At 58.8% G+C, this 15,046-nt stretch carries 15 protein-coding genes, 1 tRNA gene and 1 pseudogene; 10 read left to right on the top strand and 7 right to left on the bottom strand.

What is annotated here, in order from left to right:
- The first annotated feature begins 92 nt into the window (after positions 1 to 92).
- Together ACZK45_RS04460 and ACZK45_RS04465 are read left to right on the top strand one after the other, a co-directional pair.
- Positions 93 to 1,214 (top strand): DUF4062 domain-containing protein, encoded by a 1,122-nt coding sequence (locus ACZK45_RS04460; protein ID WP_478445503.1) that lies wholly within the window; start codon positions 93 to 95, stop codon positions 1,212 to 1,214.
- 84 nt (positions 1,215 to 1,298) lie between these two features.
- Positions 1,299 to 2,483 (top strand): GIY-YIG nuclease family protein, encoded by a 1,185-nt coding sequence (locus tag ACZK45_RS04465; RefSeq protein WP_478445504.1) that lies wholly within the window; start codon positions 1,299 to 1,301, stop codon positions 2,481 to 2,483.
- 193 nt (positions 2,484 to 2,676) lie between these two features.
- Here the strand turns inward: ACZK45_RS04465 and ACZK45_RS04470 are convergent, their stop codons facing one another.
- From ACZK45_RS04470 to ACZK45_RS04480, 3 genes and pseudogenes are all read right to left on the bottom strand, one after another.
- Positions 2,677 to 2,967: a hypothetical protein gene (locus ACZK45_RS04470; protein WP_478445505.1), complete on the bottom strand. Its 291-nt coding sequence runs from the start codon at positions 2,965 to 2,967 to the stop codon at positions 2,677 to 2,679.
- A 1,174-nt stretch (positions 2,968 to 4,141) separates the two neighbouring features.
- Complete coding sequence (locus ACZK45_RS04475; RefSeq protein WP_478445868.1) at positions 4,142 to 4,318, bottom strand: helix-turn-helix domain-containing protein; 177 nt, start codon at positions 4,316 to 4,318, stop codon at positions 4,142 to 4,144.
- Positions 4,319 to 4,474: pseudogene (locus ACZK45_RS04480) on the bottom strand (helix-turn-helix domain-containing protein); the annotation flags it as partial. It lies immediately after the preceding gene.
- A gap of 119 nt (positions 4,475 to 4,593) precedes the next feature.
- Between ACZK45_RS04480 and ACZK45_RS04485 the strand changes: the two are divergent.
- Genes ACZK45_RS04485 through ACZK45_RS04495 form a run of 3 tightly spaced genes read left to right on the top strand, consistent with a single transcriptional unit; the run spans position 4,594 to position 5,622 of the window.
- The gene (locus tag ACZK45_RS04485) at positions 4,594 to 5,052 is read left to right on the top strand and encodes a hypothetical protein (RefSeq protein ID WP_478445506.1); all 459 of its coding nucleotides are present in this window, start codon (positions 4,594 to 4,596) and stop codon (positions 5,050 to 5,052) included.
- 13 nt (positions 5,053 to 5,065) lie between these two features.
- Positions 5,066 to 5,365 (top strand): hypothetical protein, encoded by a 300-nt coding sequence (locus ACZK45_RS04490; protein WP_478445507.1) that lies wholly within the window; start codon positions 5,066 to 5,068, stop codon positions 5,363 to 5,365.
- Positions 5,366 to 5,403: 38 nt separating this feature from the next.
- Positions 5,404 to 5,622 carry a hypothetical protein gene (locus ACZK45_RS04495; RefSeq protein WP_478445508.1) on the top strand — a complete coding sequence of 73 codons (219 nt, stop codon included), beginning with the start codon at positions 5,404 to 5,406 and terminating at the stop codon, positions 5,620 to 5,622.
- Between the two features lie 413 nt (positions 5,623 to 6,035).
- Here ACZK45_RS04495 and ACZK45_RS04500 read toward each other — a convergent pair whose 3' ends face one another.
- Positions 6,036 to 6,791 carry a hypothetical protein gene (locus tag ACZK45_RS04500; RefSeq protein ID WP_478445509.1) on the bottom strand — a complete coding sequence of 252 codons (756 nt, stop codon included), beginning with the start codon at positions 6,789 to 6,791 and terminating at the stop codon, positions 6,036 to 6,038.
- Entirely contained in the window at positions 6,781 to 7,257 is a 477-nt protein-coding gene (locus ACZK45_RS04505; RefSeq protein ID WP_478445510.1) for a hypothetical protein, read from the bottom strand. Before ACZK45_RS04505 ends, ACZK45_RS04500 begins: the two co-directional genes overlap by 11 nt.
- Positions 7,258 to 7,671: 414 nt before the next feature.
- Here ACZK45_RS04505 and ACZK45_RS04510 point away from each other — a divergent pair, with 414 nt between their 5' ends.
- A complete protein-coding gene (locus ACZK45_RS04510; protein ID WP_478445511.1) occupies positions 7,672 to 9,240 on the top strand; it encodes a MobA/MobL family protein in 1,569 nt (522 codons plus the stop codon).
- Between the two features lie 493 nt (positions 9,241 to 9,733).
- Here the strand turns inward: ACZK45_RS04510 and ACZK45_RS04515 are convergent, their stop codons facing one another.
- Together ACZK45_RS04515 and ACZK45_RS04520 are read right to left on the bottom strand one after the other, a co-directional pair.
- Entirely contained in the window at positions 9,734 to 11,155 is a 1,422-nt protein-coding gene (locus ACZK45_RS04515) for a DUF6538 domain-containing protein (RefSeq protein WP_478445512.1), read from the bottom strand.
- 82 nt (positions 11,156 to 11,237) lie between these two features.
- A tRNA-Ser gene (locus ACZK45_RS04520) sits at positions 11,238 to 11,330 on the bottom strand.
- Positions 11,331 to 11,474: 144 nt separating this feature from the next.
- Here ACZK45_RS04520 and dnaX point away from each other — a divergent pair.
- The 4 genes from dnaX (at position 11,475) to ACZK45_RS04540 (ending at position 15,023) form a co-directional block, all read left to right on the top strand.
- Positions 11,475 to 13,529, top strand: a complete 2,055-nt coding sequence (gene dnaX, locus ACZK45_RS04525; RefSeq protein ID WP_125894625.1) for a DNA polymerase III subunit gamma/tau — start codon at positions 11,475 to 11,477, stop codon at positions 13,527 to 13,529.
- Positions 13,530 to 13,535: 6 nt separating this feature from the next.
- A complete protein-coding gene (locus tag ACZK45_RS04530) occupies positions 13,536 to 13,856 on the top strand; it encodes a YbaB/EbfC family nucleoid-associated protein (protein WP_004154630.1) in 321 nt (106 codons plus the stop codon).
- 141 nt (positions 13,857 to 13,997) lie between these two features.
- Positions 13,998 to 14,597 (top strand): recombination mediator RecR, encoded by a 600-nt coding sequence (recR, locus tag ACZK45_RS04535; protein WP_121504037.1) that lies wholly within the window; start codon positions 13,998 to 14,000, stop codon positions 14,595 to 14,597.
- A gap of 66 nt (positions 14,598 to 14,663) precedes the next feature.
- Complete coding sequence (locus ACZK45_RS04540) at positions 14,664 to 15,023, top strand: histidine triad nucleotide-binding protein (protein ID WP_478445513.1); 360 nt, start codon at positions 14,664 to 14,666, stop codon at positions 15,021 to 15,023.
- Positions 15,024 to 15,046 lie beyond the last annotated feature (23 nt).

The raw sequence follows: 15,046 nt of genomic DNA on the forward strand, positions 1-15,046 counted from the left end.
CATGTTGGGAGACCGCCTCATCGTCTAATGTGGCCTTGGCTCTTGGTCCGGCTTAAGGCTGGCGCTCAACCGTCGTATCTGGGGATGTCGAGATGAAGGTTTTCATTAGTTCGTTGATTTCCGGGATGGAAGCCGAACGAGCCGCCGTGAAGCATGCCGTCGAGAGGCTGGGGCACGCTCCCATCATGGCGGAGGACTTCGGCGCTAGGCCTAGCTCCCCCCAGGTCGCTTGCCTTGGCGGAGTGCGAGAGTCCGATCTTGTGATCCTGATCTTGGGGTCTCGCTACGGTGTGCCCCAGGCGGGCGGGGTCTCGGCCACTCACGAAGAGATTCTGGAAGCGCGAAACCGGAAACCGATCCTCGTCTTCCTGCAGGCAGGTGCTGAGCCGGAAGACAGCCAGGTTGCTTTGATCAATGAAGTCGGAGGTTGGGAGGGAGGGCTTTTCCGACAGGGATTTACGTCCCCAGAGGACTTGGAAGACAAGGTGACCCGCGCCATTCATCGGCACGAGCTGGCGCATGCCGTAGCGCCACTGAATCCTGAAGAGTTGAAGGCCAGGGCGACTAGGCTCCTTCCTGCGCTGGAGAGGGGGTATGGGGCGAATACGCTTCAGCTGGCAATAGCCAGCGGTCCCGTCTCAGCCATCCTTCGACCTGCAGAGATGGAGGCTCCGTCCCTGATTGCGGAGATGCAGCAGAGCGCACTCTTTGGCAGTCACCCAATCTTTGATAGGGCGGCCGGTAGCCGATCTCGGTTGGAAGGTGAGGCGCTCGTTGTGGACCAAGAGGACGGCCACAGGTCTGGGGCATCGGTGCGCCTTTGGCCAAACGGTGATCTGTTGATCAGCCTTCCGGTGCCGCCTCCCACGCGGGGGATGGGACTCCCCGTGGTCTTGGAAGAAGACGTGGCTAGCAAACTGGCCAGCGCTGTTGGATATGCGGCATGGCTGCTGTCGCAGATCGATCCCACTGAGAGAATCACCCACATCGTGCCAGCCGTCAGGCTCAGTGGGGAGGGGGGCGGCGCGTGGCGCACCAGGGCGGAGCATGACGCGAGCCCCAACTCGGGCCAATTTCCATGGCGACAGGGTGAGCATGAGGAGCCTGTGTTCCTGGCTCCCGCGCACCAAGTCAGGCAGGTGCTGTCGATGGATTCGCGTCGTGTGATCGAGGACTTTGTCGTTCTGCTGAGGCGACGCTGGAATCAAGACTGATCAAGCGCCATCTTCAACTGTGTTGGAGGTGGGGTTTGGGTAGCAAACTTGGAATTTCGCGCTGAGGGGGCGATACGGATGTCTATGGAACTGATCTTGGATCGGCAAGCCTATAGGCACTATGCCCCTAGCGAGTTGCATGATCACTTCGCTGCTTTTGACAGGTTGCTCGCGTCAGCGGTTCGCCGGGATCGCGGCACGGCTACGCTGGTTGCCAATCCGTTGCATCTATTTTCTGCGAAAAAGCGATACCCGGTCATCCACCTTGTGGCTATGAAAGACAGGGAACGATGGCGCTATTTCCAGCTTCCATTTGAAACCTACGCAATCAAAGAAGGGCACCGCTTTGTCAGTGAGGATGGGGCTTCAACGAAGGCGATAGCTCAACCCCAATTCTGTTTTGAAGTCGTAGCTGACCCTTCTCTCAATGTCTTCGAAACGATGAAAGGTCGGTCCTATGCCTCGGCAGATGAGTTGCGTGCCGACGCTGAACTTATGCGAAAGTTTAACGAAGGCGGGAAAGATGTTGCGATCCCCTCAGTGTTGCTCACAGCCCCTATCGCACTGCTTAGGCGAGGAGTCGCCGGGCGTTTCTTGCAACAGAAATACACGCTCTATCAACACATCTTCGGCTCTGGAGCGGAATACCCCAATGATGGCCCGTTCTATATAGGCATCACATCACGAGACTGGAAGAAGCGTTGGAGGGAGCACTGGGCCGCTATACAGCGTGGTTCAGGCCACAAGTTTCACAGGGTTTACCGGGAAAGGATGGCGGAGCGCGCCTTGACCTATGTCCATCATAAGGTAATGGGTGTGGCGCCTAGCCTTGACCAGATACAAGACCTGGAGGAGGCCTTCGTACAGGGCCACTGGGACGACGAGCGCCTCCTGAACATGATCCCTGGCGGCAAAGCAGGGATCGCCTATCTTCATCGGCATCGAATGCTTGATGAGCAGGTTAGGCCTACTCCTGACAAGGTGGAGGGGGCCTTGGAAGAGTGGGCAAAAGACCATCCTCGAAAGGGGAGTCCGGCGCCATGGATTGCTGAGGCTTGGCAGAGGCCTGAATACGCGTCACAGGTGATCTGCGGTCGGGATGACAGATTGAATGTTGACCAGGTGCTTCAGATCAGGCTTCTGGCCTCAGGCGGTGTTTCGGTCGACGGTATTGCTAAACAAATAGGGGGCAACCGCGAGCAAATCCAAAAAGTCGTTGACGGAAAGACATATGCGAGAGTTGTAGATCGAGCCTTGCCTGAAGTATAGGGGGGCTTGCGCCCCCATATTTTTCTGGTATTCGATTCCGATGTCAAAAAGCATGGGGATTTATGAATAAGAAAAGAAGGTTCGTCATTCCGAGGGCGCAATACTCGAATAAGCAGGCAAATCAGATACTAATCGGATCCCTGTGTTTGCTTGCCATCCTTGTGGCGGCTGCATCAGTGGCTGAAAATATTATCTAATTTTGGAATTTATTTAGTATTGCATGTGCGCAGACCAAGCCTACGGCCCATGCGATCATAAAAGTGATGGACCAGATTAGTCCTGCAGTATTGGATGCCAAGTCTCCGAGAGTTTTTGCTGCAAAAGTCTGGGCAGGGGTGAAGAAGATGGTGACGATCCCCAGTGCCATGGAGAGGCATGTGGATATAAAATTCTCATTACGCTTAAATAGTAATTTGATAATAAGAAAAAACACACATGTAGCTGCAAATCCGGCAAGAGCGAAAATTAGAATGGAAGATTTCATGAGGCTCTCTCCTTGGTGGTTGCCGTAGTTCGTTTCATTGATGGGTTGTTCCTGACGCGGATTTTACTTGTGATGCCACTTCAATCTGTATTGCGGACAAATCCAACATGATGAACTGAGTTTACGTCTGCAGTGAACCGGCCTGACGCAGATTCGCGAGCACGGTCGAAGAGCAAGAGATAGTGGCCAACCAGGTCATGAATGCTCTCTAGCCGATACCTTTGCACTATAGCGTCGGCGTGGCTCTGGTGAATCGAGATGCGGAAGCTGCTGTTTTCGGCGCCAAAGTTTGAGTAGTAGCTACTGCCAAGGGGCCAAAAGCTAAAAGAGCGCACTATTCCCCAGAATCCAAGCCAACGCTCCGTATGTAGATCAACTCGGGCGTCCTCGAACCGTACAAAGGCGTCGTGGACTGGAACCTCCGTCTGGGCTGGATCTGGAAGCCGTATGCGAACTGGACTCGTTTTGAAGCTCGGCCAGTGGACCAATTGTTCAAGCAATCGCTGCGGCCCGCGAGATATGGTCGTCGACCGGCGTGTCCGGGAGGCCGAGCCTCCACCAGCTCTGCTGCCTTCGTCAACGTCTTCGCCTTCTTCAGAATTAACCTCCGAGGATTCGACTGGCGTCTGAATTCTGACAATCAGTGTCTGATTGCGTTCCACCCATTGAGCGACAGTCGCATCACTCTCATTTGTTTCCCATGGATCTGCGTTGCGCTGGATGAGGCTGCAGTTGGGCGCATGCGGACGACAATAGAAGTGCGCAATTCTCCCATTCCTTCCAGGACTTGGATCAGTCTTTCGGCGAAAGTGCGCGGTAGATTCACAGCCCAAACACTTTAAGTGGCCCTTCAAGGGCTCCCGCTGGGCCTCCGTGAGCAGTGAAATCTCTAAAGCGGTGTATTCGTGATTGGTTCTTCGATCCAGAGCTTCTTGCATCCTTCAAGTCCCCTGTGACTCGTTCCCGATGCTTCTAGATTAACTCCTGCTTCGTCAACCGCGCCAGACCTATGCTTGTTCTAATCGGTGTTCCGGCTGAAAAGCACTAATGGATCCGCTTCGCGTCTGGTCTTTAAAGAGAGTACCACTGTCATTCGCTTGAAAAATCGCGGAAGCTGGTTCTTTCTGCAAGGTGATCCTCGACAACATTCCGGCTCAAGACATGCGATGAAAGGCTAGAGCGCAGCAAGCTGCTTTAGCAGTGCTAGTGCTTCTTTCTGCTTCCTAGCATCAAGCTGCGATAGCACCAGGATGGCTTCAGCCATTGTGTCGGAGGCAGCAAGAAAGTAAGCCGCTGGAAGATCCAGCAGTTCCGCAAGTCTCTCGATGGTCGCCAGATCGGGCTTGTGCATGCCTCGTTCGTAACGGCTGATGCGGGGAGCCACCGTGTTCGGGTCGTCCACGCCCAAAAGCAATTCCCCAAGCTGCGCCTGCGTCCACCCCTTAGCCACACGGGCGGCGCGAAGACGTTGGCCAAGAACAGTAGGCGTAGGTTGAGGGGCGGGCATCCAAGAACAACAAAGACGTTGACTCCCAGAAGTGTGCCGATCTAAGCTTAGCGGGTCATTTGCGTTCAACGCAAATATTCGTTGAGGGAGGCAATCGTATGGATATGAGGTGCTGGGCAGTGGTGGGTCTCCTGGCGTTCGCTGCTTCTGCCGGGGCAGCGCCCAGCCTGTCGTGCCAACTGCAGAGCGGCCAATTTCGGGTGGATGGGGGAGGGCGCCCTAAAGTCTCTGAGTTCATCTGGGCCACCGGACACGCCTCCGTTCCCCCCACCGGCCCCATCCGAACGCGGATCGGCCGCATCGACCCTGTAGAGGGCCGAGACTACAAACGCGCTATTAAGCTCGATGGCAAGCCCGTTCTGTTGCCTCCGGACGCACAAAGCGTCATTGGCTTCGGCAAGGTCTATGACTTCAAGGACGCCATCGCTCTGGCTTACCTCGGCGAGCGTGAGGAGGACTCCTCTGCGCGGCCTAGTCAGATCGTCATCGTCATCAACAAAGTCGGGTCAGTGATTGATAGCGAAGTCCTGCCCGGCACTGCAACGAATCCGGGCAGTCACTGCCTACTCATCGACTGATCAAGGAGCTGACATGAAGAAGCTTTGGACGCTTTCCGCCGCAGTGCTGCTGGCCGCCTGCTCGGGTGGCCCTGGTAGTGGCGATGTTGAGAAGGCCTTGGCCGTGTATTTCAAGGACGCAACAGGAACGACGATGACCTTTGAACGTCTCAAGGTGGGCGAGTGCGTGCGTGGGGACAGCCCGGGCTATGTGTGCAGTGTCACTGGAACCGCGCGGTATCAGCTGGGCACTCGCACTGAGCAACAGCAGCTTGTCGGTACTTTCGTCATCGACAAGGTCGATGGCACTTGGACTGTCGTAGATCGTCGCTGAATTCAAGTCCGCCACCAAGCACTGGCTAGGAGGTTCAGATGTGGATGTTTTTTTACCTGGTGCGTTGGCTCATCACGGTCGTGGCACTGTGGTGGCTTTGTAGCGTGGTGTTTGAGAAGGGCACTACCGCTGAAGGGGCCGTGTTCGGGCTGATGCTCTTCGGCCAGGCTGTCTTCTGGCCTCTCTTGCTTCTGTGGGGGCTGCCGTGGCTGATCCGCCGCCGCTTTGCTCGAAGGGGGCGGCAGTCGATATTCTGATTGCAGTCCCGACACCTGGGTGCTTTCGAGCCGATTGTGATTGCCACCTGCTGAGGTGGCGGTCAGGTGACCTGAGGTACGGCTCATGTGTCAGTGTCCCGAGGGGCGAGGTGATCCTGGCCTGCTGAAACGGACACCAAGAGGCGATGATTTGATCGCACTTGGAGGTTCTTCATGTCATGTCTCACCCACCGCCGCTATACGGACGACTTCAAGTCGCAAGTCGTCGCGCTGGTTGAGTCCAATGGCCCTGCCGTTGCAGCAAGGCATCTGGATATCTCGGTCAAGTCGTTGACCTACAGGTTGATCGCATCGCGCACTGTTTAAGCCAAATGTTCTAACAAACAGCTTCCGATTAGTTTGGCTGAAGTTAGTTTTGATATTAGAGTTGTATGCTTAATTAAATTAAGCCGCTAGTCAAAGTCTAGAGGCTGGGTTGCTAGCAAGATCCCGGTCAGGTGCATCGCCTCATGACCCTTCTCGCGCCGTTCTCCAGTTAGCTCCAGTGAGAGCATGTTAATCATGTTTCCGTCATCATCAGAACGTTCGGTCATGATGCAACGCGGATCACGTGGATTCTTCACAATGGCAGAATGATTTGCTTCAATGATTGAAATGTTAATCCTGCGGCAAAGTCTGCCCGAATATATGAAGTCTTCAATATGGTCGCAGTGTTGGAATGGGGTGCTGCAGATCGAACAGTCGCCTATTGTGGATCGGAACGCGGGGCTGTTGAAGATCATGTTTTCAGGAAAGAGTAGTCGCCGCGCGTCTACGAGCAGTGCTTCATGTTTTCGGATTCCTTCGTAATCGTTGATCCTCAGGGCTATGTCTTTGTAGTCAATCGCATCCATAAGGGAGTGCCAAGCCCTCTCCGGCTCACTATTCTTTATGTTGATCCAAGTCTCTAGGGTGGATTGGACACTTCTGAGGAAGCATTGGAAGTGAAATAGATCGTTGGCAAATTGCTCGACCTCCTTATCAGTGGCCCAGTTTTTGAAGCCCTTAAGTTCTGCGATGAAATCATTTATCTCTTTGATCTTTTCTTCTTGGAGTTTGCTTGAGCGAACGATGAGGTTGAGCTGGATTGCCGAGCCTATGTAGGCAAGGCACGTTTCCACGACTCCCTTAGGGGTGAAAGGAGCTGAGCCAAAAAATTTACTTTCCACGACGCACTGCCTCTTTTAGGGCGGCTTCAAGGGCGGATAGCCCGTCGACAGGCCCTTTGTAGTCCAGTTTGACGCTTCGTGCCCCCTCTTTTTCTTCTACCAAACAGGACAGTTCTACGGGTGCGCTTTCAGGTTTCCCTGAGTCTCGAATGAAGGCGATGATGATATCAAGTGTCGCCTTTACGAGTTCCTGGTTATCGATTAAGGCTTGGGCAACGAACAGTATCGGTGGCAGATAGATGGCCGAAGACCGTTGTTCATACAAGTCATCCATTTGCGTAAGGAAGTCGATCTCCACCTGTTTTTCAGCATACTTCTTCAGAGAGATGGAAGTGGATGCATATACATGGCTGCCGGATCCTAGGCTGGCCAATTCGGGCAGGATGATTACGTCTTTCTTTGCGGCCGTTTCGGAAAGGACAGGGGTAGGAATCGAGGTGATCGTGATGCGCTCATTGCTGTCCATTTTAGTCATAGCTCGCGTTCGGGAGTTGGCGGAGTCTGATAGGTGTTGCTATTTTTCATTTCCACTCAGACGGGCGTGCAACCCGCAAGAGCTGTCTGAGCATTTTGGGTGGTGGGCACTAGATGCAGCCATATTGCTCTAACGATTTGTTCTAGGACGGCTGGCCATGTCCCACGCTCTCGTGCGCTCATCGTCACTCGTCAGACAACAGGGATAGCGTCGGCGGATAATAGCACTGGCCTATTTGTAGGGCGTCTCAGCCGGAGCGTCATTGGAGCAAGAGCGCACTTAGGCATTGCCCGTTGGGCAATGCGTGCGCAAGAGGCTGTGCCCCTTGACCCCCTAAAAAAGCGCTTGCCAAAGCCTAAAACGTAGGCATAAAGGCAAGTGCGGGGGCCAGAACAAGGAGCATTAATGGCCATCTATCACACAAGAGTAAAGACCTTCAGTCGTGCCCAGGGGCACGCTTCTACCGCTGCAGCGGCCTATCGCGCAGGCCTGCTGATCCTCGATGAGCGAACGGGGCTTCGACACGACTACCGAAGGCGCGGCGGGGTCGTTGAGACCCGTTGCCTCGCTCCCGACGACGCTCCCGATTGGGCTTTCGATCCTCGGCAGCTTTGGCCTGCAGCCGAGGCTTCAGAGCGGCGCAAAGACGCTACCGTTGCCCGTGAGTTCGAAGTGGCGCTGCCCCACGAACTGAGCAACGAGCAGCGTTCCGATCTGGCGGCTGAGATTTCGCGCTGCTTGGTCCAGCGTTACAGGTTCGCTGTCCAATCCAGTATCCACGAGCCGCAAACGGCAGATGGCCTTAACTACCACGTCCACATCTTGGCTACGACCAGGCGGGTGGACTCAAAGGGCCTGAAGGACAAGACTAGAGAGCTTGATGGTGGCCCCTCAGGTCGAGGGGAAGTGGAATGGATCCGCCAGATGGTAGGAGAGGCTATCAATGCTCACCTGGCCGCAGCCGGTGTCTCGGCCCGTGTCGATCACCGCAGCTTAAAAGATCAGGCCGCCGAGGCCGCAGAGCAAGGAGACGAGCTTACAGCGGCGGAGCTTTCACGCACCCCAGGGCTTCATTTGGGCAAAGACGCCACTGCCTTGCACCGCCGAGGCATGGATATAGATTTGAAGCAGGGCAATGACGGAATTGCTCAGGCTAACAGCGCTGCTTGGGATCGTGCCGTCGCTGACATGGCAGAGCAGGGCAGATTGATGGAACCGGCATCCGATCAACCCATGCTGGTCGGCTCGCGCCAGGTTCCACTGGGCCCCGCCATGGGGCCAATGCTGTCTTCCGACGTGGTGAGCCCTGTGGTTGAAGCGGTGGAGGGAAGCCTCCCAGTTGAAGCGATTGCCGATGACGGGGCGCGGCAGCCGCAGGCCGCCGCATCCAAGCAGGCGTTGAAGGCTGTGTTAGAAATTTGGGCGGAGGCGTGGATTGAGGTGCTGCGAGATCGGCTTAGATTTACGCGCAGGTTGCTCCGCAGCAGTGCTGCTCTGATATCCACTCATGTCGCAGCGCCTAGGCTCCGTGGCGACTTGGAAGAACTGCTCGCGCGACTGAAGAAGTTGAAGCGGGATGCGCTGCGTTTCAAGCGTAGGCTGAAAGCTGAAGACCGTGCTCAGCATGGGCTAGCACAGGCGGAATTTGCTCTGGAGAGCTTCGAAAGCCAGAACCCAAAGCCGGGCCTCTTGAGTCGCTCAGACTGGTCGCGGCGTCGGGCGCGCCGGGTCAGGGCTGTTGAGCTGGGGCGCGAGGAGTATCAACGCGCTCACGAGGCCACTGGCCCCGCCGCTCAGAAGGACTACAGCCGTCAGACAGATGAGTCCCTCTCGCAGCTGGAGAATTGGAGCGAAGTGTTGCTTCGGAGATATCCGGTGGAGGATGCGCTCATTGACCCTCCTGCGGCCCCCATTCCGGCTGATGTCTTACCGGTAATGAAGCAGAGCAAGGAACCAGGAGTGCGGTTTCACTGATAGACAAGCGAAGGCCCCGGCTCGCCGGGGCTTTAGCCAACCTCATTTCGAAGACTCAGTGGTAGGTAGGTCCGCGAGTGGTCTTGGACACTGCACCACGGCGCTCTGAAATCATGTCGCTGAGCTGCACCTGATCGCGCTCTACTAGGCTCTCCCTGACTCTCACTGCAGGTTTCAGAGTGTGGTCGTCAGCCGGGGGTTTTGGAGTGATGCATCGGTTGATCAGTTCGTCGGCAATTTCGAGGGCATGGATGATGTCCTCGATTCGCTCTTGCGTGTCTCGTGTCCTGTCTTGGGCAATCAAAGGGCATAGCACTCGACTAGCGATAGCCAGCTTTCTTTCTAACGGCATATGAAGCTCCTAACGTGGGGGAGCTTTCATAAAACCACCATTTGCGTTGATCGCAATAGTTGTGGCGTTTGTCAGTGCCAATGTTGGCCCGTTAGAGATACTCCTAGACGTTCCATGTAATTTTCCTGGCGCGGAGATCCTCTATCCCAGCAACTCCTTCAGTGCAGCGAGCTCAAGATTGAAGCTCAAGGATGAGAGCCCTGCTGTTTTGAATTCAGGAGTGATCAGCCCATTGAGCTTTTCTGCCGGGGTGAATTCCCGGCTGTAGACGGGATGGTGCTCATCATCAAGCTCATGGCCGACGATCTGGGCGCGCATTTCTGAGGCGACACCGAAGCCCTGCATCTGCTGGATGACCGTCTTACGCAGGGAATGGAAACCGCGCTTGGCCTTGGGCCAGGTCTTCCCGTGCTCGGCGAGGTGACGGGTAAAGGCCTTGGAGATCCAGTTCCCCGCGCCATTGACGGCATTGGCCTTCGCTTGAGGGAAGAGACGGCTTGAGGTGGGCAGGCTGGCAACATAGTCGCCGAAGCCCAGGGCCATCAGGTCAGCGTGGATCGGGACAGTCCGGATACTGGCCTCGCTCTTGAGGCGCTGGTGCTCGCCGTCGTCATTAATATGGATGTAGGCCACGCCTCCTTCCGTTTGCACATCGCTCACCAGCAGCTGCCCGACTTCAGAGGCACGGGCACCGGTATAAAGGCCCAACAAGGCTGCCCAGCGCGCGGCAGGTGACAAGGTGGCAAAGGCCGATGGAGCAAAGAGCAGGCTGATCTGCTTCACGTCGAAGGCCTTGAAGCCCAGCTTGCGCCGCTTACGCTTGGCGCTATTGCCGTATGAGACATGGCTTCGGGCCGGATTGCTGTCTGTGTAGTAGCCAGCGGCAATCAACCAGTCGAAGAAGCCGCCCAGATAGGACTGCTTGTTCACTCGGGTCGGGGTTGAGATGCCAGCATCGGCGAGTGACTGATAGAAGTTCGACAGGTCGATCCGGTTGATGCTGGGCAAAGGGTAGTCAGGGCCGGTGGTGCGCACGAACCCGTCAATGGCCGACTTCTTGATGCTGTAGGTCTTGGGGATGGTGTCTGGGGCAATAGCTTTGAGCCAAAGATTGCGTGCTTCCATCAGCGACAGGACTTTGCTGGGCTGGGGCTTGGAGGGGACTGCCGGGGCGGCTGCCGCGCCGAAGAACGCAGGGTTGACCCGGCCAATGCTCTCGATAGCGCGAGTCAGCGCCTCTGTGTCTTCGCCTGGCTCCGCTTGGATACGCAGGGTGCCGTTGGCGTCTCGTTCGAGGGTGTAGTCCTGGAGTCTTTGTCCCCGAAGCTCCTGGAGCCATTGCTCTGCCGTCTTCTCGCCCATGCCGTTCTTCCTGATGGCGCTGAAGACCTCAGCATAGCGGGCGGCTAGGACCAGGGCGCAAGCCTGGGCGCTGCGCATTTCGCGCGTTCGAAGGCTTCGCTTGAGAATTCGGCAGCCCAAGAGGGGCTGTAGATCGACGGGCACACGCTGACGGAACGAAAAGCCCGCTGGCGTCTTGATCAAGTGATGGGGAACTCTCATCGGGATGTGTCCCGATTTGTGTCCTGCCCCTTGCTGGGCCCAGAAAAGCAAAACCCCTGATTTCTCAGGGGTTTGCAGAGTCTGGCGGAGAGAGGGGGATTCGAACCCCCGAAGCGCGGTTTAGACGCTTACACACTTTCCAGGCGTGCTCCTTCAACCACTCGGACACCTCTCCGGATCCCTGCCATCGGCAAACGCCTCAGCAGGGGCGCAGATTCTAGCGGGCTGCGCGGCACTTCACAAGCACCCCGGTCAGGAACCTGCGAAGGACGTGCCGGAGGCGAGGGGGCTGGACAGGCATGGCACAATGGAACATCCGATGGAAAACGGTGGCCTGATGTCCTATCTCGTCCTTGCCCGCAAGTGGCGTCCGAAGCGTTTTGCCGAGCTGGTGGGCCAGGAACACGTGGTCCGTGCGCTCAGCAACGCGCTGGACAGCGGCCGGGTCCACCATGCGTTCCTGTTCACCGGTACCCGCGGCGTGGGCAAGACCACCATCGCGCGCATCTTCGCCAAGTCGCTGAACTGCGAGCAGGGCACCAGCGCAGACCCATGCGGCCAGTGCGCGGCCTGCCTGGACATCGACGCTGGCCGCTACATCGACCTGCTGGAAATCGACGCCGCGTCCAACACCGGTGTGGATGACGTGCGCGAGGTGATCGAGAACGCGCAGTACATGCCCTCGCGTGGCAAGTACAAGGTCTACCTGATCGACGAAGTGCACATGCTGTCCAAGGCGGCGTTCAACGCGCTGCTGAAGACGCTGGAAGAGCCGCCGGAGCACGTGAAGTTCCTGCTGGCCACCACCGACCCGCAGAAGCTGCCGGTCACCGTGCTCAGCCGCTGCCTGCAGTTCAACCTCAAGCGCCTGGACGAGGATCAGATCCAGGGCCAGATGACCCGCATCCTGGCGGCTGAGGAAATCGAGGCCGACGGCAGCGCCATCGTGCAGCTGGCCAAGGCCGCCGACGGCAGCCTGCGTGACGGCCTGTCGCTGCTGGACCAGGCGATCGCCTACGCCGGCGGCGCGCTGCGCGAGGACGTGGTGCGCACCATGCTGGGCACGGTCGACCGCACCCAGGTGGCAGCGATGCTCGATGCGCTGGCCGAAGGCGATGGTCCGCGCCTGTTGCAGGTAGTGGCTGCGCTGGCGGAGTTCTCGCCGGACTGGAGCGGCGTGCTGGAAGCGCTGGCCGAAGGCCTGCATCGCATCCAGGTGCAGCAGCTGGTACCGGGTGCCGCAGCGGCTGCCGAAGGCCTGGACGCGACGGTGTTCGCCGAACGCCTGCGTCCGGAAGTGGTGCAGCTCTGGTATCAGATGGCCTTGAACGGCCGTCGTGACCTGCCGCTGGCGCCTAGCCCGCGCGCGGGCTTTGAAATGGCTGTGCTGCGCATGCTGGCGTTCCGCCCGGCCGCGGCGGTCCCGCCGGTGCCGAAGTCGGTGGACGGTGCAGGCAATGCGCCGGGTGGCAATGCTGCCGGTGGTGGCAGCGGTACGGGTACCCACGAAGCGACACCGGTTGCTGCCGCCACTTCGGCAAGCCCGGCCGTAGTAGCGCAGGTGGCCGCTCCGGCGCAGGCCGCGCCGCGCGAACCTGAACCCGAACCTGAGCCGGCCCCACGACCCGAACCGGACCCGACCCCTGAGCCCGAGCCGGTTCCGGTGGAAGAGCCCGTGTCACCGCCGCCGGTGAAGGCCGAAGCAGCGGCACCGGCATCCGTTGAAGCCGAAGCGGGCGACGACCTGCCGCCGTGGGCCACCGACGAAGCCGAGGCGCGTGACGAGGCGCTGGCGGCCGAGATGGCTGGGCCGGACGCTGCCATGGTGGCGCCCTGGCATGAACCGCCAGCTCCCGTCGCGGCTCCCAGCGAGCCTGCGCCGCTCGAGCGCCCGTTCCGCACTGAAGGCATTGCCATCGCGCCGGCCGAGCCGGCCCCGGCACGTGATGCCGTGCCGCAGGAAGGTGTCAGCGATCTGGCCAGCGCCGAGGATTGGCTGGATCTGGTCGCCAACAGTGGCCTGAGCGGCCCGTCGCGGCAGTTGGCCGCCAACGCCGCCTTCATCAGTTGCCAGCACGGGACCTTGAAACTGGGTCTTTCGCCCGGATTTGAATATCTGCGCTCGGAGCGCGCGCTGGCCGCCCTGGGCGAGATGCTGGAGAAGGCCCTCGGCCAGGCGCCGAAGATCGTGGTCGAGACCGTGGAAACCGAACACGTTCCGGCCGAGACCCTGCACCAGCGTGCCGATCGCCAGCGTGGCGAGCGGCAGCAGGTGGCAGAGGCTGTTTTCATGGACGATCCGGAAGTGCAGGTGCTGATCCAACAGCACGGCGCCCGGGTTGTTTCCGATTCCATCCGTTCTTTTGACGAGTAGGACACTATGCGCGGCAACATCGCCCAACTGATGCAGCAGGCCCAGAAGATGCAGGAAAACCTGCAGAAGGCCCAGGAAGAAATCGCCAAGATCGAAGTGACCGGCAGCGCCGGTGGCGGCATGGTCAGCGTGACTCTGACCGGCGCCAAGGAATGCCGCAAGGTGCGCATCGACCCGTCGCTGGCCAGCGACCCGGAGATGCTGGAAGACCTGATCGCCGCCGCCTTCAACGATGCCTCGAACAAGATCGATGCCGAGTCGAAGTCGAAGATGGGTTCGGCCACCGCCGGCATGCAGCTGCCGCCGGGCATGAAGCTGCCGTTCTGATTTTCAGCGTGGCACCCGTGTAACCGGGTGCCACGGATCCCGTAGAGTCGAGCTTGCTCGACTGCTCCAACCTTCAGTCGAGCATGGCTCGACTCTACAAACAGCCGTCGAGCCTGCTCGACGCAATGAAAGCCTGCCGCCGTGTCCGCACCCCTGCTTGAACAATTGATCGACGCACTGCGGGTGCTGCCTGGCGTGGGCCAGAAGACGGCGCAGCGCATGGCCTACCACCTGCTCGAGCGCGAGCGCGAAGGTGGCCAGCGCCTGGCCGAAACCCTGGCGCTGGCGGTGGAGCGCATTGGCCACTGCTCGCAATGCCGCGACTTCAGCGAAACCGAGTTGTGCCCGACCTGTGCCAACAGCAGCCGCGAACGCAGCCAGCTGTGCGTGGTCGAATCGCCGGCCGACCGCCTGGCCATCGAAAACGCCACAGGTTTCCGCGGTGTCTACTTCGTGCTGCAGGGGCGGCTGTCGCCGCTCGATGGCATCGGCCCGCGCGAGCTGGGCCTGGAGCAATTGGAGCGGCGGCTGGCCGAAGGCGAGGTGCAGGAGCTGATCATCGCCACCAGCGCCACTGTGGAGGGGGAGGCCACCGCGCATTACCTGGCGCAGCTGGCGCGCGCACGCAAGGTGCAGCCCAGCCGCCTGGCGCAGGGCCTGCCGCTGGGCGGTGAACTGGAATACGTCGATCGTGGCACGCTGTCGCACGCGTTCGGGACCCGCAGCGAATTCCGCGATTGAGCAACGGCCGGCATGGCCGGGCGCGGGCGGCCTACAATGCGGACGACATACCCGCCGAGGCCGATCATGAGCAACGAAACCCTCTTCAGCAAGATCATCCGTCGCGAGATCCCGGCCACCATCGTCTACGAGGATGACGAGGTGCTGGGCTTCAAGGACATCGCACCGCAGGCGCCGGTGCACGTGCTGTTCATTCCGAAGAACGAGATCATTCCGACCCTGGATGACCTGCAGCCGTCGCAGGCGCACCTGATCGGCAAGCTGGCGCTGGCTGCCGCCGTGTATGCGCGCCGCGAGGGCTTTGCTCAGGACGGCTACCGCATCGTGATGAACTGCCGCGAGGATGCCGGGCAGACCGTGTTCCATATCCACATGCACCTGCTGGCCGGTGCGCCGCTGGGGCACTTCGGTACCCCGGGGCGTTGAAGCCCCTATCCACGCATGGCGTG

Source organism: Stenotrophomonas sp. 63632_Sma, assembly GCF_056482875.1.

Coding starts and splice junctions, on each gene's coding strand:
- ACZK45_RS04460 (WP_478445503.1), top strand. CDS start 93: ATGAAGGTTTTCATTAGTTCGTTGATTTCCGGGATGGAAGCCGAACGA.
- ACZK45_RS04465 (WP_478445504.1), top strand. CDS start 1,299: ATGGAACTGATCTTGGATCGGCAAGCCTATAGGCACTATGCCCCTAGC.
- ACZK45_RS04470 (WP_478445505.1), bottom strand. CDS start 2,967: ATGAAATCTTCCATTCTAATTTTCGCTCTTGCCGGATTTGCAGCTACA.
- ACZK45_RS04475 (WP_478445868.1), bottom strand. CDS start 4,318: ATGCACAAGCCCGATCTGGCGACCATCGAGAGACTTGCGGAACTGCTG.
- ACZK45_RS04490 (WP_478445507.1), top strand. CDS start 5,066: ATGAAGAAGCTTTGGACGCTTTCCGCCGCAGTGCTGCTGGCCGCCTGC.
- ACZK45_RS04495 (WP_478445508.1), top strand. CDS start 5,404: ATGTGGATGTTTTTTTACCTGGTGCGTTGGCTCATCACGGTCGTGGCA.
- ACZK45_RS04505 (WP_478445510.1), bottom strand. CDS start 7,257: ATGGACAGCAATGAGCGCATCACGATCACCTCGATTCCTACCCCTGTC.
- ACZK45_RS04510 (WP_478445511.1), top strand. CDS start 7,672: ATGGCCATCTATCACACAAGAGTAAAGACCTTCAGTCGTGCCCAGGGG.
- ACZK45_RS04515 (WP_478445512.1), bottom strand. CDS start 11,155: ATGAGAGTTCCCCATCACTTGATCAAGACGCCAGCGGGCTTTTCGTTC.
- dnaX (WP_125894625.1), top strand. CDS start 11,475: ATGGAAAACGGTGGCCTGATGTCCTATCTCGTCCTTGCCCGCAAGTGG.
- ACZK45_RS04530 (WP_004154630.1), top strand. CDS start 13,536: ATGCGCGGCAACATCGCCCAACTGATGCAGCAGGCCCAGAAGATGCAG.
- ACZK45_RS04540 (WP_478445513.1), top strand. CDS start 14,664: ATGAGCAACGAAACCCTCTTCAGCAAGATCATCCGTCGCGAGATCCCG.